The sequence below is a fragment of the Quatrionicoccus australiensis genome, assembly GCF_020510425.1.
Taxonomy (GTDB): domain Bacteria; phylum Pseudomonadota; class Gammaproteobacteria; order Burkholderiales; family Rhodocyclaceae; genus Azonexus; species Azonexus australiensis_A.
Genome location: NZ_JAHBAH010000001.1, coordinates 3,306,634 through 3,324,771, shown reverse-complemented (window position 1 = coordinate 3,324,771; position 18,138 = coordinate 3,306,634). Strand labels below are relative to the sequence as shown.

Here is an 18,138-nt window from a genome sequence, read left to right as displayed (position 1 = left end):
TCTCTGGCTTTCCTGCATACCGTTCACCACCAGCCCCATGACCCCAAGCGAAACACCGCAAACGATCCAGAAAAAAGTGGTCATTGCCGCCTGCTTTGGCACCTTTCTCGAATGGTATGACTTCCTGACCTTTGCCTCGCTGGCAACCTATTTCAGCGTCCTTTTCTTTCCCTCCGACGACCCCGTCGCGGCGCTGCTGGCCAGTCTCGCCACTTTCGGCATCGGCATGATCGTCCGCCCGCTTGGCGCCGCGCTGTTCGGTTCGCTCGGCGACCGCCACGGACGGCGCACCATTTTCCTCGCCACCATTGTCCTCATGGGCCTGTCGACCATCCTTGTCGGACTGTTGCCAACATACGAACAGATCGGCCTGCTCGCGCCAGCGCTGCTCCTCATCCTGCGCATGCTGCAAGGATTGTCAGTCGGTGGCGAAATCGGCGGCGCTGCCGTCTATCTCACCGAACATGCGCCAGAAGGCCGGCGCGGCCTCTACACCAGCGTATTGCAACTGATGGGGCCGCTGGGCATGATGGCCTCGACGCTGCAGATCGTCGTGCTGCAACACTTTCTCAGCGACGCCGACTTCAAAACCTGGGGCTGGCGCATTCCCTTCCTGCTCTCGGCGCTGCTGCTTGCCATCTCGATCAAGAGCCGCCTCAACCTGCACGAATCGCCGGTCTTCCGGCATCTGCGCGAGAAAAACGGACTGGCCAAGACACCGTTGCGCGAATGTTTCCGCGATCGCCATACGCTCGGCCGCATGGCCTTGCTGTTTTTCTGCATTTCGGCCGGCGGTTCGCTGATTTTCTTCTCGGCCCAGGTGTACACCACGGTCTTCCTGAAAACCATCGTCAAGCTGCCCGGCGCCCAGGCCAGCAGTTTGGTAATGATTGCCACCCTGGCACTCTTCCCGGCCACCCTGTTCTGCGGCTGGCTTTCCGACCGCATTGGCCGCCGCCCGGTGCTGCTGACTGGCCTGATCAGCGGCGCCATGGCCATCTTCCCTGTATTCCAGGGCTTGCTGTACTACGGCAGCCTACCGACCCCGGACAGCACCATGATCACACTGCTCCTGCTTGTCCTCGTCGTCCCCCTGGCCTGCATCACCGGGCCGCAGACGGCGACCCTGCCCGAACTCTTCCCGGCGCGCACCCGCTACACCGCCGTCGCACTGCCACACAACCTGTCGGCCGGCTGGATCGGCGGCATGTCGCCGCTCATGGTGACCTGGCTCAGCGTGCATTTCGCCAACCCGCTGGCCGGCCTGTGGTACCCCACCGGCCTGCTCATCCTGGCCAGCATCATCGGGCTGCTGTTCCTGCCCGAGGTTAGAAACCAGCCACTCGATCAGTAATTCCTGACATTCCCCTTGGGCGGCATTTTCGGCGTACCAAAATAGGTTGCCGGCGGCGCCTTGAAACCCACGGCTTTACCCTTGTCGTCGTAGATCAACTGCGTCGATTGCTGTTGCGGCTGTTTGCGGCTGGCCGTTACCTCTAGCGTAGCCGCGCGCACCGGCGGTGCCTGGCGGTCCAGTTCGCTGCGCACGATACGCACCCGCTCGGCGGCAATACGCCGGTCTATGGTTTCGGTCGACATGCCGCGCTCGACCAGTTTTTCGCGCATCGAAACCAGCGTATCGAGTTCTTTCGATGTCCGCAGCGAACGCTTGGGCTCGCCCCATTTCTCTTTCGGCTGGCTGACGGCGATATTGAATTCTTCGGGATTGGTCAGCATGCGCGCCACATTCAGGTGATTGAAGCGCATCGCCCATTCCAGGGCCCCATCGCCCCAGTCGTTGCGCGGCGAACGGTCTGCCCCCTTTTCGATCAGCTTGCGGGCCAGGCTTTCGCGCCCTTCGTAAATCGCCATCATCAGGACGCTCGAACCGTTGGTGCTTTTGGCATCAATGTCGGCGCCATTCTCGATCAGGTAATCGGCGAGTTCGGTGTGGCCGGAAAACACCGCGTAATGCAGCGCCGACCACTGCCGCTGCGGCGCATTGATGCGCGCGCCACGTTCGAGCAGCCATTTCACCACGTCCAGCTTGCCCCGCCAGGCGGCAAGAACCAGCGCCGACTCGCCATTGTCGTTCAGCCGATTGATATCGGCGCCATTGGCGAGGAACAGGCGCATCAACTCGAAATTGCCTTCCCAGGCACCGATCATCAGGCCGGAACCAACCCGACTGCCCATGAAGTCGGGGGGCAGCCCGGCATCCAGCCAGCGCTGCGCCTGAGCCAGATCACCCAGTTCCATGTTATTGGTAAAGGCGATCGGTGTCGGCAATGTGCTTGCCTGCTGTGCCATTGCCGGAAAAACCGGGCTCATCGCGATTATCATAGCCAGCAGATTACTTCTGACTGCCCGCACCATTGTCTGCTTCATCAAATTACCTTCCTCACCGGCCAGGCCGCATTTTCGCATGACCCGGACCACTTTCCGGCTTGCCCTGGCGTTGGCCCTGTCGCTGCTGTTGCACATTTCGCCTTTTGTCGGCGGTCTCGTCCGGACACCACCCACCACAGCCCCGACGCCACCAATCCAGGCGGCACTGCGCCCCGCGGCACACGTTGCAAGCGCGGCTCCGCTCGAACTGGAAAAAAAGCACAACACCCCGCCTGTTGCACAAAAAGAAAAAACGCCACCCCAAAAAACATCAGATACAATAAAATCAACAAAAACATGGACGCAAGAAGTTCGCAGACAATTCAGCAAACAACTTGAAGACGGCCTTTTCTATCCCGCGGAAGCAATCGCGCGCGGGATAGAAGGCGAGGTGGTGGTTTTGATGCTGCTGGATGAACAGGGCCAGGTCAGTGCAGCGCGGGTTGAACAAGGGAGTGGCCAGGCAATTCTCGATGCTGCTGCCTTGCGAGCGGTACGCTCGCTGCACTCGCTGCCGGCCGATGCACCACGCGAAACCTTGTTACCGGTTCGCTTCAGACTGAAATAGAAAATTGGCCTGACCAATACTGGATTACTAGTACTTCAGACGTGTATGATTTTGATCAGAATCGGCATTTGCTGATGCAGTCAAAAAATTATCGATGCAGCAGTTCTGGGGGGAAACACCATGAATGCCTTTGGCTCTTTGCGCGTTGCGACACGCATTCGGATTCTGGTTGGACTGGCTCTGGCCGGTTTGCTGATACTTTGTTTCACCGCTCTTTTTCAGGTCAAGTCGAGCATGCTCGAAGACCGCAAGCAAAAGACCCGCAATCTGGTCGAAATCGGCATCGGAACCCTGGCTCATTATCAAAAGCTGGCAGTCGAGGGCAAGATGACGGAAGAAGATGCCAAGAAGGCCGCCAAGGAAACTCTGCGGGACTTGCGCTACGGCAACGGCGATTACATTTTCATCGTCGATACCTCGCACAAATATGTCCTCTTCCCCACCAAGCCGGAATTCGAAGGCCTGGACAAAAGCGACATGAAGGATGCCAACGGCAAATTCCTGATTCAGGACCTGGTCAGTGCCGCCAAAGCTGGCGGCGGCTTTGTCGAATATTGGTTCCCCAAGCCGGGGCAGCAGAAAGCCGAGCCCAAGATGTCCTATGCTGCACTGTTTACCCCTTGGAACTGGGTGCTGGGCACCGGCATTTATATTGACGACGTCGATAGTGAATACCGAAGCAATGCCGTTCTGCTCGGCGCCATCTCCGCTGCCCTGCTCGTCCTGCTCGGACTGGTCGGCTGGCAGGTCGGCGCCAGCGTATTGCGCCAGTTGGGTGGCGAACCACAGGATGCCACCGCCGTCATGCAGCGCGTTTCCGGTGGCGACCTGACCGCCAGTCTGGACTCGGCCCCGGCCGGCAGCCTGTTGCGCGCCCTGGGTGACATGGTGACCTCGCTACGCCAACTGGTAACCGAGATCAACAATGATGCCAACCGCCTGGTCAACAATGCTGAAGAAATTGCCAGCGCCTCGGACGAGGTGGCGCGTGCCGCCGAACAGCAGTCGGACGCGACATCGGCAATGGCCGCCGCAATCGAGGAGCTGACTGTCAGTTCCAATCACATCTCCGACAGTGCCCGCGAAACCGCTCGTAATACGACGGAGGCAGTCACCCTTTCCGGCCAGGGGACAGAGCGGGTGCAACAAGCCTCGCAGGCAATCCAGAAGATTTCCGACACGGTATCCGATGCCTCCGGCCGCATTCGTGCCCTGGAAGAGCGCGCCAAGCAGGTGTCGTCGATTGCCAACGTGATCAAGGACATCGCCGGCCAGACCAACCTGCTCGCCCTGAATGCCGCCATCGAAGCCGCCCGCGCCGGCGAACAGGGGCGCGGCTTTGCCGTGGTCGCTGACGAAGTCCGCAAGCTCGCCGAACGAACCTCGTCGGCAACGACCGAGATCGAGCAGATGATCATCGGCATCCAGAGCGATACCGTTGGCGCCGTCGAAGCCATGAGTTCAGCCCTGCCGGAAGTCCAGGAAGGCGTACTGCTCGCCAGCTCCGCCTCCGAGTCGCTGCAGGCGATCGAGATGGGTGCCCGCCGCACGCTGGAGCGGGTGGGTGAAGTGGCCGATGCGACGCAGGAACAAAGTGCAGCCAGCACCTCGATTGCACAACGCGTCGAGCAGATCGCCAACATGGTCGAAGAAACCACCGACACCATCCGCGGCACGGCCGCCACGGCGCATCAGCTACAGGGCATTGCCAACAGCCTGAAACAGCTGATCGGACGCTTCCGGGTGTAAGGCGCCTTGACGGTCAACAGCAATGGGGCGGCTCAAACCGCCCCATTTGCTTTCAGCTCGGCAATTTTCCCGGGTGCATAACCCAGCGCGGCAAGGACCTCAGCCGTGTGTGCGCCCAGCTCCGGCCCCAGCCACTCGGTTGAGCCCGGCGTAGCAGACAGCTTGGGCACGATGCCGGGCATGCGGAACTCCTTGCCATCCGGCAGGCGGGCCGACTCCAGCATCTGGCGGGCGAGGAATTGCGGGTCGGCAAACATGTCGACCGCTGAATAGACCCGCGACGACGGCACCTCGGCAGCAGCAAGAGTCGCCAGCACATCGGGCTCGTCGCGCTGTACGCACCAGGCGTCGATCAGCCCATAAATCTCGTCACGCCGCGCATCGCGCCCGGCATTGTCGGCCAGGTCGGGATCATCGGCCAGATCGGGACGGCCGATCGCGCGCATGAAACGCTTGAAGATCGCATCGCCATTGGCGCCGATGGTGACGTGCTTGCCGTCCTTCGTCGTATGCGTATTCGACGGCGTGATGCCGGGCATGATGTTGCCGGTGCGCTCGCGCACAAAGCCGAAGACGTCGAATTCCGGCACCAGCGACTCCATCATCGCGAACACCGCCTCGTACAGCGCGACATCGACCACCTGCCCGGCGCCGCCATTGACTTCCTTGTGGCGCAGGGCCATCAGCGCCCCAATGGCGCCCCACAGCGCAGCAATCGAATCGCCGATCGAAATCCCGGTACGCACCGGCGGCCGGTCGGCAAAACCGGTGATGTAACGCAAGCCGCCCATCGACTCGCCGACCGCGCCGAAACCCGGTTGATCCTTGTACGGCCCGGTCTGCCCGAAACCGGACAGGCGCACCATGACCAGCTCCGGATTGTCGGCCTTGAGCTGCTCCCAGCCCAGGCCCAGCTTTTCCAGCACGCCGGGGCGAAAATTCTCGACCAGGATGTCGGCGCCGGCAATCAGCTTGCGCACGAACTCGCGCCCCTCCGGATGCTTCAGGTTGGCCGTGACCGACTTCTTGTTGCGCGCCTGGACGTACCACCACAGCGAAGTGCCTTCGTAGAGCTTGCGCCACTTGCGCAGCGGATCGCCACCGTCGGGCGACTCGACCTTGATCACTTCGGCACCAAACTCGGCCATGATGCGCGTGCAGAACGGCCCGGCGATCAGCGTACCAAGTTCGACAACGCGCAAGCCGGCCAGCGGCTTCTGCATTTCGCTCATTTCACGGCTCCCAGTGTTCGACGGGCAAATGTTGCCCCCACAGACGGTCGACCGTTGCGCCCACCGACGCCGGCGCACCGCTGGTCGCAACCGTCAGATGCCCGCCCCCGCCGCCGAGCAGATTGCCGGCAGCAAGCAGTCTTTCCAGCTGACGCGCCACCGCTTCGCCGGTATCGAGCAGGCGCGTCCCGGCCGGCAGGCGCCGGGCAATCGCCTCGGCCACCCAGGGGTAATGCGTACAGCCCAGCGCCACGACGTCGGCCCCGGCTGCCGCCAGCGGCAACACGAACTCGTCGAGCAGTGCCGCCACCTCGGGGCTATGCGCGCCGCGCATCTCGATCGCCTCGGCCAGCCCGGGACAAGCCTGGGCCAACACCTGATGGCCGGCAGCATGATTACCGACCAGGCGCTGGAAACGCTCGCTGTGCAAAGTGCGCGTCGTCGCCAGAACGCCGATCACGCCACTCCGGGTCAGTGCCACCGCCGGCTTGACGCCCGGCTCCAGCGCCACCACCGGCAGTTTGATCGCCGCCCGGATCGCCTCGGCTGCCGCCGCCGTGGCCGTATTGCAGGCAATCACCAGCGCCTTGGCGCCGCGCTTTTCCAGCGCCCGTGCAATCAGTACGCCACGCTCCTTGAGGAAAGACTCGGGGCGGTCGCCATAGGGCAGGAAGCGGGTGTCGGCGAAATAGAAATAGTCTTCATGCGGCAGTCGACCGCGCAGCGCGCGCAGGACGGTCAGGCCGCCTAGGCCTGAATCAAAAACAGCGATGGGTTGGGTACGTTCCAATCTGTTGCCGCCCGTGCCGGGACGGTCCTTATCAAACGGATTGCAAGTTTAGCCCAGCACTGCGTGAAGTGCTTGTCGTCACCACTGCACGCCCGGCCTGGCACACACGAGGATTTGCCATTGTCATTGACCCACCTGCAGCGCAGTGCTAGTGTTTGTTTACCCATTTGTCATGGGCTTTGATTTTCAAGCGTGTCATTCAGGAGGATTCAACATGGCCACAACCAGCAAGATTCCCGTCCAGCTTCAAGACACTTTTCATTTCCGACCGCGTTGGTGGTGGGACCCGGTCCCCGACTGGGTCATCGACCATCTCACCCCGGATGCGATCCGTGAACTCGGCGCCCTGCAGATCGAGGCACAGCGCACCGTCCTCAAGGCACAACTCGAGGCACTCGACAAATCACTCGTCGTGCTGAACCGGAAAAAATAGGCAATTCATTACAACGCGGCGGACGGCGCCCCTGCCCGCCGCGTATCCCGCCGCTCGCGAGGAGAGAACGATGCGAAATTTTCCGCTTCCCGTCACGACGGCTCCCCGGGCAGACTCCCTGCATTCCGCCCACACGCAGCAACCGGTCCTGCTGATCGGTTTCCTGAACCAGGGCAATCTCGGTCTGGGTTATCTTGCGGCAACATTGCGCCAGGCCGGGTATCGCGTCGATATCCTCGATATCGAACAGGATGTCGCCAGCCTGTGCCAGGCGGCCCAGGCACTGCGCCCCCTGTTGATCGGCTTCTCGCTGATCTTCCAGTTTTACCTGCCGCGCTTCGCCGCTCTCGCCGAACGCCTGCGCGACCATGACCAGACCTGCCACTTCACGATAGGCGGGCATTTCCCCAGCCTGAACCCGACTCTCACGCTGGAGCACATCCCCCACCTAGACAGCGTAGTGCGTTTCGAGGGCGAACAGACCTTGCTCGAACTGACCAGCCGTCTCGACAAACAACAACCCTGGCACAACATCGACGGCATCGCCTACCGACAAGATGAGAGAGTCCGGATGAATCCGCTGCGTCCCCTGCTCCCCGACCTCGACCGCCTGCCCTATCCAGATCGCGAATACGAAGCCGAAACCATCCTCGGTCAGCGCGCGATGCCACTCATTGCCAGCCGCGGCTGTGCGCGGACCTGTTCGTTCTGCTCCATTCACACCTTCTACCGCCAGGCGCCCGGCAAGGTCGTACGTACCCGGCAACCGGTACATGTCGTCGAGGAAATGCACCACCTGCACCACACCCGGGGAATCAACATCTTCCTTTTCCAGGATGACGACTTTCCCCTCTATGGCAAGGCATGGCAGCGCTGGGCTCGCCAGTTCGTGGCCGAGTTGTGGCGAAGTGGGCTGGCCGGACGGATCGCCTGGAAAATCAACTGCCGCGCCGATGCGGTCGACGCGGCGCTATTCACGGAAATGCGTGCAGCCGGCCTCTACCTCGTCTATATGGGACTCGAATCAGGCAGCGAACACGGCCTGCAGACGCTCCACAAGCAAATCGATGTCGAACAGAACAGGCGGGCAGTCGCGCTGCTCAAGCAAATCGGCATGATGTTCGAGTTCGGCTTCATGCTCTTCGACCCATCCAGTACCTTGCCCGGCATTCGCGACAACATCAGTTTTCTCAAGGATATCGTTGGCGATGGCAGTGCAGCGGCCGTTTTCTGCCGCATGATCCCTTACGAGGGAACGCCGATCAAAGCAACCCTTGAAGCGGAAGGACGCATCCGCGGCGACATCTGCAACCCCGACTACGACTTCCTTGAACCATGTATCGAAAGCTTGTACAAGGAAGTGCACGAGTTGACCAGCATGGCCGGCTGGGTGCATGGACAACGCTCGCTCGCGCCCAACATCAACTGGGCCTGGAACGAGCTGGCCATCATCAGGCGCCTGTTTCCTTCCGTACGACACAGCCGGCGCTATGAAACGAACCTGCGCTCGATCACTCGTGCCGCCAACCAATTGTTGTTCACGTTGCTGGAAGATGCGTGCCAGGGCCACGAATTCGGCAGAACATCGGGCTGGAGCGAGGCCGATCTTGGCGAACGCTGCGATCGCCTGCTCGAACACCTTCTGCATACGCGCAACCGTTTCATCGCCAGCCAGCAGCACGAACTGAGCAAAGAGCTGCACCGGACGGGCCTACTCGTTGCCTGACCGGGCGCTGCAAACAAGCCCCCAAAAAAACAAAACCCCCGAAAAAGCGGGGGTTCGTCAGCAGTCTGAAGGCCCCGAACGGGGGCTTCCTGCAATAGCCGCTTCGCAGCGGCTATGACATCCGCTCGATCATCGCATCACCAAACTCGGAGCATGACAACTCATCCGCCCCATCCATCATGCGGGCAAAATCGTAGGTCACCTTCCTGTCGCCGATGGCTGATTCCATGGCTTTGATCACCAGGTTGGCGGCTTCCTTCCAGCCGAGATGGCGCAGCATCATTTCCGCCGAGAGGATCAGCGAACCGGGATTGACCTTGTCCAGACCGGCATACTTCGGCGCCGTACCGTGCGTTGCTTCGAAACAGGCGTACTGGTCGGAAATATTGGCGCCCGGCGCAATGCCGATACCACCGACCTGGGCCGCCAGCGCGTCGGAGATGTAGTCGCCATTCAGGTTGGTCGTTGCGATTACGTCGTACTCGGCCGGACGCAGCAGAACCTGCTGCAGGAAGGCATCGGCGATGGAATCCTTGATGACGATTTCGCGCCCGGTATGCGGGTTGGTGACCTTGCACCATGGCCCGCCGTCGATCGGCTCGGCTCCGAATTCGTTTTTCGCGAGTTCATAGGCGACATCACGGAAAAGGCCTTCCGTGTACTTCATGATGTTGCCCTTGTGCACGATGGTCACCGACTTGCGATCATTGGCAATGGCGTACTTGATCGCGGCGCGCACCAGGCGGGAACTGCCTTCGACTGAAATCGGCTTGATGCCGATACCTGACGAGAAGGGGAAACGGATCTTCTTGACGCCCATTTCGTCCTGCAGGAACTTGATGACCTTCCTGACCTCCTCCGACGTGCATGACCACTCGACGCCAGCATAGATGTCTTCGGTGTTCTCGCGGAAGATCACCATGTTGGTCTGTTCCGGATGCTTCAGCGGCGAGGGCACGCCCTTGAAGTAGCGCACCGGCCGCACGCATTGATAGAGGTCAAGCTCCTGGCGCAGCGCGACATTGAGCGAGCGGATGCCACCGCCGACCGGCGTTGTCATCGGCCCTTTTATCGAGACGACATACTCTTTCAGCGCGGCGAAGGTTTCCTCGGGAAACCATTCATCCGGGCCATACAGGCGGGTCGATTTCTCGCCGGCATAGACTTCCATCCAGTGAATCTTCTTTTTGCCGCCGTAGGCCTTGTCGACCGCTGCATCAATGACCTTGATCATGACCGGCGTGACGTCGATGCCTACCCCGTCACCTTCGATGAAAGGAATGATCGGATTGTCCGGGATCGCCTGCCCCGCAACGATTTTTTCACCACCTTGCGGAATCCTGATGTGGGATGTCATGACCACTCCTTGAATTGTTTTCGGCTGCGTTGATCCGGGAAGAAGCTTCCCGCTGCTGGCTTCGCCATGGCAGATCGTGCCGGCGATTATGAAACAAAAAGGGGAGAAATGGCAGCCATTTCTCCCCTTGCTTCAAGTCAGGAACAAGCCCCGGTCGGGGCCTGCCAGCTTAAATACGTGCAGCTTTCAGCGCGGCGTTCAGCGTCGGACTCGGACGCATCACGGCCTTGCACTTCTCGGCATCGGCCTTGTAGTAACCACCGATATCAACCGGTTTGCCCTGCACCGACTTCATTTCGGCAACGATCTGACCTTCGTTGTCGGTCAAGGTCTTGGCCAGCTTGACGAAATGATCGGCCAGCTCCTTGTCCTCGGTCTGCGCAGCCAGTTCCTGCGCCCAGTACATGGCGAGGTAGAACTGCGAACCGCGGTTGTCGAGCTCACCGGTCTTCGGCGACGGCGACTTGTTGTTGTCGAGCAGCTTGCCGGTAGCAGCGTCGAGCGTCTTGGCGAGCAGGATGGCGCGCTTGTTGCCGTCCTTGATGCCTTGCTCTTCCAGGGAAACAGCCAGGGCCAGGAACTCGCCGAGCGAATCCCAGCGCAGGTGGTTTTCCTGGGTCAGCTGCTGCACGTGCTTCGGCGCCGAACCGCCGGCACCGGTTTCGTACATGCCGCCGCCGTTCATCAGCGGTACGATGGACAGCATCTTGGCCGAGGTGCCCAGTTCCATGATAGGGAACAGGTCGGTCAGGTAGTCGCGCAGGATGTTGCCGGTCACCGAGATGGTGTCCAGGCCGCGGGCAACACGCTCCAGCGTGAAGCGCATGGCGCGGACCTGCGACATGATCTGGATGTCGAGGCCAGTGGTGTCGTGATCCTTGAGGTATTTCTGAACCTTCTTGATCAGTTCGTTTTCGTGCGGACGATAGGCATCCAGCCAGAAGATGGCCGGCATGCCGGACTGGCGGGCACGGGTGACGGCGAGCTTGACCCAGTCGCGGATCGGCGCGTCCTTGACCTGGCACATGCGCCAGATGTCGCCGGCTTCGACGTTTTGCGTCAGCAGCACTTCGCCGGTGGCGTTATCGACGATGTTGGCGATGCCGTCTTCGGCGATTTCGAAGGTCTTGTCGTGCGAGCCGTATTCCTCGGCCTGCTGGGCCATCAGGCCGACGTTCGGCACGGTGCCCATGGTCTTCGGATCGAAGTTGCCATGCCATTTGACGAAGTTGATCATCTCCTGGTAAATGCGGGCGAAGGTCGATTCCGGCATGACGCACTTGCTGTCGTACTGCTTGCCGTCAGCGCCCCACATCTTGCCGCCCTGACGGATCATGGCCGGCATGGAGGCGTCGACGATGATGTCGTTCGGCGAGTGGAAGTTGGTGATGCCCTTGGCCGAGTCGACCATGGCCAGACGCGGACGGTGCTCCTGGCAGGCGTGCAGGTCGCGGATGATCTCGTCGCGCTTGGATTCCGGCAGGGTCTTGATCTTTTCGTACAGATCGACCATGCCGTTATTGACGTTGATGCCCAGTTCGTCAAAGGTCTTGCCGTGCTTGGCGAAGGCGTCCTTGTAGTAGATCTTGACGCAGTGGCCGAAGACGATCGGGTGCGAGACCTTCATCATCGTCGCCTTGACGTGCAGCGAATACAGGATGCCGGATTCGCGGCAATCTTCCAGCGTTTGCTCGTAGAAGTCGCAGAGCGCCTTCTTGCTCATGAACATCGAGTCGATGATCTCGCCTTCGAGCAGGGAGAGCTTCGGCTTGAGAACGGTGGTCTTGCCGCCCTTGGCGATCAGCTCCATGCGTACTTCGCGCGGCTTGTCGAGGGTCAGCGACTTTTCGCCGTGGTAGAAGTCACCGTGTTCCATGTGGGAAACGTGGGTCTGCGACCATTGTTTCCATTCGCCCATCGAGTGCGGGCGCTTCCGGGCGTAATTCTTGACGGCCATCGGCGCGCGGCGATCGGAATTGCCTTCGCGCAGGACCGGATTGACGGCAGAGCCGAGGCACTTGCCGAAACGGGCCTTGAGCGCCTTTTCTTCGTCGGTGTTGGCCATTTCCGGGTAATCGGGGATGGCGTAGCCCTTTTCCTGCAATTCCTTGACGCAGGCCTTGAGCTGGGCGACGGATGCCGAGATGTTCGGCAGCTTGATGATATTGGTATCTGGCAGCAGGCACTTCTTGCCCAGTTCGCCCAGGGTGTTGGGAACCTTCTGCTCTTCGGTCAGGCATTCCGGAAATTCGGCCAGAACGCGGGCGGACACGGAGATGTCGGCCTTCTCGATTTCGACCCCGGCCGGGGCGGCAAACGTGCGAACGATCGGCAGAAAGGCACAGGTCGCCAGCAGCGGCGCCTCGTCCGTAAGCGTGTAAATGATCTTTGACTTCCCTGCAGCCATGCTACCCCCTCGTATTAGGTTAGATTTACCGGGACGAATGTACGCCGTCCCCCTTTCGCCATACTTACAGCGACAAAACGAAGAGTATCCTTTGCCTGCCGCATGGCAGTCAACGTTGACACCGCCCAAACGGCTTGCCAGCGTGCCCGGCAAGCCGTCAGCGCGCATGCCAAATGCTAGAATTTCGGGCAAAGTCAGGAGACAAAAATGAAAATTGCGGTCGGCCTCTACGGCACCAACGCCCACCAGATCGCGCTCGCCCTGATCCAGGGCTTCAACAAGCATTACTCGCTGTTTCGCGCGACCAGCCAGGAAGCCAAGGTCCGCTTTGAAAAAGCCGACTGGCCCGGCGTACAGCTCGCCGTCAAGGAGCGCATCCGCTTCTACGACGACCGCGTCGATGAATGCGTCGAGCGCCTGCGCGACGAGTTCGACGCCAGCCACATCGACCAGCCAACCTGGCAGCAGATCAAGCTGCTCTACATCGGGTTGCTGCTCAACCACAAGCAGCCGGAACTGGCCGAGACCTTCTTCAACTCGGTGACGACCAAGATTCTCGACCGCAACTACTATCACAACGATTTCATTTTCGTCCGCCCGACGCTGTCGACCGAAAACATCGAGGCCGACACCGACCCGACCTACCGCAGCTACTACGCCAAGGCGGACGGCCTGCGCGGCGCGGTCGCCAGCATCATTGCCGACTTCAACTGGCACCGGCCGTTTGCCGATCTCGAGCGCGACGTCAATCGCGTCTATCAGGCGATCAGCCGTTTCCTGCAGGGCATGCCGCAACGCGAGGTGAATTTCCAGATTCAGGTGCTCGCTTCCGCTTTCTACCGCAACAAGGCCGCCTACATCATCGGCAAGGCGATCAACGGCGCCGCCGAGTACCCCTTCACCATTCCCGTCCTGCACGACGAGAACGGCCGGCTCTTCATCGATACCGTGCTGCTCGACGCCTGGCGCATCGGCCTGCTCTTTTCGCTGTCGCGCGCCTATTTCATGGTCGACATGGAAGTGCCGTCCGGCTACGTCCAGTTCCTGCGCTCCATCCTGCCCAACAAGCCGCGCTCCGAGCTGTACATCATGCTCGGCCTCGGCAAGCAGGGCAAAACCATGTTCTTCCGCGACCTGATCTACCATCTGCGCCACTCGGAAGACAAGTTCATCATGGCGCCCGGCATCCGCGGCCTGGTCATGCTGGTGTTCACGCTGCCCTCCTACCCCTACGTCTTCAAGCTGATCAAGGATGTCTTCGGCAGCTCGAAGAACATGGACCGCGCCACCGTGAAAAAGAAATTCCTGCTCGTCAAGCAGGTCGACCGGGTCGGACGCATGGCCGACACGCTGGAGTTTTCCAACGTGCTGCTGCCGCTCAAGCGCTTCGACGACGAAGTGCTGGCCGAATTGCAGAAACTGGCGCCGAACTGTTTCGAGGTGGATGGCGACCAGCTGATCATCAAGCACCTCTACATCGAACGCCGCATGGAGCCGCTCAACATCCATCTCGACCGCATGGAGCGCAGCAACAACATCGACGGCCTCGAGCACGCGATCCGTGAATACGGCAACGCCATCCGCGAACTGGCCCAGGCCAACATCTTCCCCGGCGACATGCTGTGGAAGAACTTCGGCGTCACCCGCTACGGCCGCGTCGTCTTCTACGACTACGACGAGATCGAGTACATGACCGACTGCAACTTCCGCAAAATCCCGCCGGCACCCGACTTCGAGACCGAGATGTCGGGCGAGGTCTGGTATCCGGTGGCGAAGAACGACATCTTCCCCGAGGAATTCGCCACCTTCCTGCTCGCCTCGCCGACCCTGCGCAAGATCTTCCACAAGCACCACAAGGACCTGCTCTCAGCAAAATTCTGGCAGGAAGCGCAGGAGAAGATCCGCGCCGGCCACGTCGAGGACTTTTTCCCCTACCCGGAAGAACTGCGCTTCTGCAACACCCCGCCGGAAGCTGACTAGGCGAAAAACGGCCGTTCCAGACGGTCGACCGGTAAAAAAGCACGATTTCTGAACCTCCGGCCGGCAATCTCCTCTTAGCAAAGAGAAAGCGAGGTCAGCCATGCGCAACACCCGCACCGAACACGACGCCTTCGGCGCCATTGAGGTTCCCGCCGAGCATCTGTGGGGCGCCCAGACGCAGCGTTCGCTGCAGCATTTCGCCATCTCCCGCGAACGCATGCCGGAGGAACTGATCCGCGCCCTCGCCCTGCTCAAGGCCGCGGCCGCCCGCGTCAATGGCGAACTCGGCCTGCTGCCGCCGGCACTAGCCGCCGCCATCGCCGCCGCTGGCGATGCCGTGGCACGGGGCGAATACGCCGCCGAATTCCCTCTCTCCGTCTGGCAAACCGGCTCCGGCACGCAGACCAACATGAACGTCAACGAAGTGCTCGCCCGCCTTGCCGGAGAGCAACTCGGGCAGGCGGTTCACCCCAACGACGCCGTCAATCTCGGACAATCCTCGAACGACATGTTCCCAAGCGCCATGCATGTCGCCGCGGCGACCGGCATCGTGCAGCAACTGCTGCCGGCGCTGGCTGCCCTGCGCCGCACGCTGGATGCCAAGGCCGGCGAATTCGCCAGCATCATCAAGATCGGCCGCACGCATTTGCAGGACGCAACGCCGCTGACCCTGGGCCAGGAATTTTCCGGCTACGTCGCGCAACTCGACCAGGCGCAGAGCGTGCTCGATGCGCTACTGCCGGCGCTTTATCCGCTCGCCGTGGGCGGCACGGCAGTCGGCACCGGCCTCAATACGCACCCGCAATTCGGGGCGCGCGTTGCGGCCGACGTGGCACAGTGCAGCGGCCTGCCCTTCACCAGCGCCGGCAACAAGTTCGCCGCTCTGGCCGGGCACGATGCGATGGTCGCCGTACATGGCGGCCTCAAGGTACTGGCCGTGGCACTCACCAAGATCGCCAACGACATCCGCTGGCTGGCCAGCGGTCCACGTGCCGGACTGGGCGAAATTGCCCTGCCCGAAAACGAGCCCGGCAGCTCGATCATGCCCGGCAAGGTGAACCCGACGCAAAGCGAGGCGCTCGCCATGGCCTGCATCCAGGTCATGGCCAACGATGTGGCGATCGGCATGGGCGGCGCCGCCGGCAATTTCGAACTGAATGTCTGCAAGCCGCTGATCGCCCACAACTTTCTCTTCAGCGTCCGCCTGCTCGCCGACGGCATGCGCAGCTTCGAGCAGCACTGCGCGCGCGGCATCACGGCCAACCGAGAACGCATTGCCGAGCTGCTGCAACGCTCGTTGATGCTGGTCACGGCGCTGACGCCGCATATCGGTTACGACCGGGCGGCGGAGATCGCCAAGAAGGCGCAGCGCGACGCGTCAACGCTGGAAGAAGCGGCGCTGGCACTCGGCTACCTGACGGCCGCCGAGTACGCACAATGGGTGCGCCCGGAAAACATGCTGCAGCCCGCGTCGACCGCTAGGCCGCCAGTTTCGTCATGAACTTTGCCGGCGGACCGGACTCCAACCCGCAGCAGGCCAGATTCGGCCGCCACCGCAAACAATCAAGTTGAGGTCAGCCATGGAAACCCACAGCCACAGCATGCGCAATCTGTTCGCCCAGTTGGGATTGCCGTCGGAAGATGCGGACATCGCGCGCTTCATCGAAACGCACGGCCCGCTGCCCGAACCGGCCCGCCTCGCCGATGCGCCGTTCTGGAGCCCGGCCCAGGCCACCTTCCTGCGCGAGGAAATCCTGGTCGATGCCGACTGGGCGGAAGTCATCGACCACCTGAACGCGGCGCTGCACCCGGCGCACTAAAGCAGAAAATTTCGCTCAGGCGTGGCCGGTACTGCCGAAACCGCCCTCGCCGCGCTTGCTGGCGTCGAACTCGTCAACAATATTGAAGCCGACCTGCAGCACCGGCACGATGATCATCTGCGCGATGCGATCGAGCGGATTGAGCGTGAATTCGGTCTGACCGCGATTCCACACCGACACCATCAACTCGCCCTGGTAATCGCTGTCGATCAGCCCGGTCAGGTTGCCGAGCACGATGCCGTGCTTGTGACCGAGGCCTGAGCGCGGCAGGATCATCGCCGCCAGGCCGGGATCGGCGAGGTGGATGGCCATGCCGGTCGGCACCAGCGTCGTCTGGCCGGGCGCCACGGTGAGCGGTTCGGCAATGCAGGCGCGCAGGTCGAGGCCGGCCGAGCCGGGCGTTGCGTAGTGCGGCGGCGTGTCGCGCAGGCGGTTGTCGAGAATCTTGACGTCAATCGTGTGCATCGGTGTTTCCTGTCATGTGGGCAATGTGTTCAATAAGTTGACGGGCCAGCACCGATTTCGGCGCCGGCGTCAGCGGATGGACACCGGCATCGTCGAACAGGACAAGCCGGTTGTCATCGCCGCCAAAGCCGTCCTGGATCAGGTTGCCGGCAATCAGCGGGATATTCTTCTTTTTGCGCTTGGCCTGCGCATACTCTTCAAGATTGCGGCTCTCCGCCGCGAAGCCGACGCAGAACGGCGCCGCCGGCAAGGCAGCGACTTCGGCCAAGATGTCCGGGTTTTCGACCAGTTCAATCGGCGGAATGCCGCCCGTATCCTTCTTCAACTTGTGTTCGGCAGCATTCGCCACACGGTAGTCGGCCACCGCGGCAACGCCGATGAAGATGTCGGCAGTGCCGACCGCGCCCATCACCGCCGCGTGCATTTCGAGCGCGCTGCGCACATTGATACGGTCGACGCCCTGTGGCGCGGCAAAAGCGACCGGCCCGGAAACCAGCGTCACCTGCGCCCCGGCCTGGCGCGCAGCACGCGCCAGCGCATAGCCCATGCGCCCGGAGGACAGGTTGGTGATGCCGCGCACCGGGTCGATCGCCTCGAAGGTCGGCCCGGCGGTGATCACCACCTTGCGCCCGGCCAGCACCTTGGGCGTGAAGAAGGCGATCACCTCTTCAAGAATCTCTTCCGGCTCCAGCATGCGACCGGCCCCGACTTCGCCGCAGGCCTGCTCGCCGCTGGCCGGACCGAGCAACTGCACGCCATCGGCGGCGAGTTGCGCGACATTGCGCTGCGTCGCCGGGTTCTGCCACATCTGCAGATTCATCGCCGGTGCCACGAGCAGCGGGCAAGCCCGCGCCAGCACCATGGTAGACAACAGGTCATCGGCAAAACCGTTGGCGATGCGCGCCAAGAAATCTGCCGAAGCAGGCGCCACCAGGATCAGGTCGGCCGCACGCGACAGATCGATATGCGCCATGGCGTTCGGCATACGCTGATCCCACTGGTCGGTAAACACGGGCTTGCCGGACAGGGCCTGAAAAGTGGTCGGCGTCACGAAGTGCGTCGCGCCCTCGGTCATCGCCACCTGCACGTCGGCGCCCTGCTTGCCCAGCAGACGAACCAGTTCCGCCGCCTTGTAGGCAGCGATACCACCGGTCACGCCAAGAACTATGCGTTTTGCATTTAATTCCATTGTCTTGCCATTAGAATGAGAGCCTTTCCATTTT

General features: G+C 61.5%; 15 protein-coding genes. 8 read left to right on the top strand and 7 right to left on the bottom strand.

Annotated features, from left to right (window positions below):
• Positions 1-37 precede the first annotated feature (37 nt).
• Positions 38-1,354, top strand: coding sequence for an MFS transporter (locus KIG99_RS15955; RefSeq protein WP_226461040.1), 1,317 nt, complete (start codon positions 38-40; stop codon positions 1,352-1,354).
• Here KIG99_RS15955 and KIG99_RS15950 read toward each other — a convergent pair.
• On the bottom strand, positions 1,348-2,289 hold the full coding sequence (locus KIG99_RS15950; RefSeq protein ID WP_226461039.1) for an ankyrin repeat domain-containing protein: 942 nt from the start codon (positions 2,287-2,289) through the stop codon (positions 1,348-1,350). The two genes, KIG99_RS15955 and KIG99_RS15950, sit on opposite strands and share 7 nt — an antisense overlap.
• Here KIG99_RS15950 and KIG99_RS15945 point away from each other — a divergent pair.
• Both KIG99_RS15945 and KIG99_RS15940 read left to right on the top strand, forming a co-directional pair.
• Positions 2,258-2,956, top strand: coding sequence for an energy transducer TonB (locus KIG99_RS15945; RefSeq protein ID WP_226461038.1), 699 nt, complete (start codon positions 2,258-2,260; stop codon positions 2,954-2,956). The two genes, KIG99_RS15950 and KIG99_RS15945, sit on opposite strands and share 32 nt — an antisense overlap.
• 120 nt (positions 2,957-3,076) lie before the next feature.
• Entirely contained in the window at positions 3,077-4,705 is a 1,629-nt protein-coding gene (locus KIG99_RS15940; RefSeq protein ID WP_226461037.1) for a methyl-accepting chemotaxis protein, read from the top strand.
• Positions 4,706-4,737: 32 nt separating this feature from the next.
• Here KIG99_RS15940 and KIG99_RS15935 read toward each other — a convergent pair whose 3' ends face one another.
• Together KIG99_RS15935 and murI are read right to left on the bottom strand one after the other, a co-directional pair.
• Positions 4,738-5,937 carry a CaiB/BaiF CoA transferase family protein gene (locus KIG99_RS15935; protein ID WP_226461036.1) on the bottom strand — a complete coding sequence of 400 codons (1,200 nt, stop codon included), beginning with the start codon at positions 5,935-5,937 and terminating at the stop codon, positions 4,738-4,740.
• A 1-nt stretch (position 5,938) separates the two neighbouring features.
• Positions 5,939-6,727 (bottom strand): glutamate racemase, encoded by a 789-nt coding sequence (gene murI / locus KIG99_RS15930; protein ID WP_226461035.1) that lies wholly within the window; start codon positions 6,725-6,727, stop codon positions 5,939-5,941.
• Positions 6,728-6,941: 214 nt separating this feature from the next.
• On the opposite strand from murI, the gene KIG99_RS15925 reads away from it, so the two are divergent.
• Both KIG99_RS15925 and KIG99_RS15920 read left to right on the top strand, forming a co-directional pair.
• Positions 6,942-7,160: a hypothetical protein gene (locus tag KIG99_RS15925; protein ID WP_226442910.1), complete on the top strand. Its 219-nt coding sequence runs from the start codon at positions 6,942-6,944 to the stop codon at positions 7,158-7,160.
• A gap of 70 nt (positions 7,161-7,230) precedes the next feature.
• Positions 7,231-8,886 (top strand): B12-binding domain-containing radical SAM protein, encoded by a 1,656-nt coding sequence (locus KIG99_RS15920; RefSeq protein ID WP_226461034.1) that lies wholly within the window; start codon positions 7,231-7,233, stop codon positions 8,884-8,886.
• Between the two features lie 112 nt (positions 8,887-8,998).
• Here the strand turns inward: KIG99_RS15920 and icd are convergent, their stop codons facing one another.
• A complete protein-coding gene (icd, locus tag KIG99_RS15915) occupies positions 8,999-10,243 on the bottom strand; it encodes an NADP-dependent isocitrate dehydrogenase (protein WP_226461033.1) in 1,245 nt (414 codons plus the stop codon).
• A 169-nt stretch (positions 10,244-10,412) separates the two neighbouring features.
• Positions 10,413-12,650, bottom strand: coding sequence for an NADP-dependent isocitrate dehydrogenase (locus KIG99_RS15910; RefSeq protein WP_226461032.1), 2,238 nt, complete (start codon positions 12,648-12,650; stop codon positions 10,413-10,415).
• A gap of 207 nt (positions 12,651-12,857) precedes the next feature.
• Here KIG99_RS15910 and aceK point away from each other — a divergent pair, with 207 nt between their 5' ends.
• The 3 genes from aceK to KIG99_RS15895 all read left to right on the top strand — a co-directional run bounded on the left by aceK (position 12,858) and on the right by KIG99_RS15895 (position 16,450).
• On the top strand, positions 12,858-14,630 hold the full coding sequence (gene aceK / locus KIG99_RS15905; RefSeq protein ID WP_226461031.1) for a bifunctional isocitrate dehydrogenase kinase/phosphatase: 1,773 nt from the start codon (positions 12,858-12,860) through the stop codon (positions 14,628-14,630).
• 100 nt (positions 14,631-14,730) lie between these two features.
• Positions 14,731-16,131 carry a class II fumarate hydratase gene (gene fumC, locus KIG99_RS15900; RefSeq protein WP_226461030.1) on the top strand — a complete coding sequence of 467 codons (1,401 nt, stop codon included), beginning with the start codon at positions 14,731-14,733 and terminating at the stop codon, positions 16,129-16,131.
• 79 nt (positions 16,132-16,210) lie between these two features.
• Complete coding sequence (locus KIG99_RS15895; protein WP_226461029.1) at positions 16,211-16,450, top strand: DUF2789 domain-containing protein; 240 nt, start codon at positions 16,211-16,213, stop codon at positions 16,448-16,450.
• A 15-nt stretch (positions 16,451-16,465) separates the two neighbouring features.
• Here the strand turns inward: KIG99_RS15895 and dut are convergent, their stop codons facing one another.
• The gene (gene dut / locus KIG99_RS15890) at positions 16,466-16,915 is read right to left on the bottom strand and encodes a dUTP diphosphatase (RefSeq protein ID WP_226442903.1); all 450 of its coding nucleotides are present in this window, start codon (positions 16,913-16,915) and stop codon (positions 16,466-16,468) included.
• Positions 16,902-18,104, bottom strand: a complete 1,203-nt coding sequence (coaBC, locus tag KIG99_RS15885; RefSeq protein WP_226461028.1) for a bifunctional phosphopantothenoylcysteine decarboxylase/phosphopantothenate--cysteine ligase CoaBC — start codon at positions 18,102-18,104, stop codon at positions 16,902-16,904. The genes dut and coaBC overlap by 14 nt, the downstream gene beginning before the upstream one ends.
• Positions 18,105-18,138 lie beyond the last annotated feature (34 nt).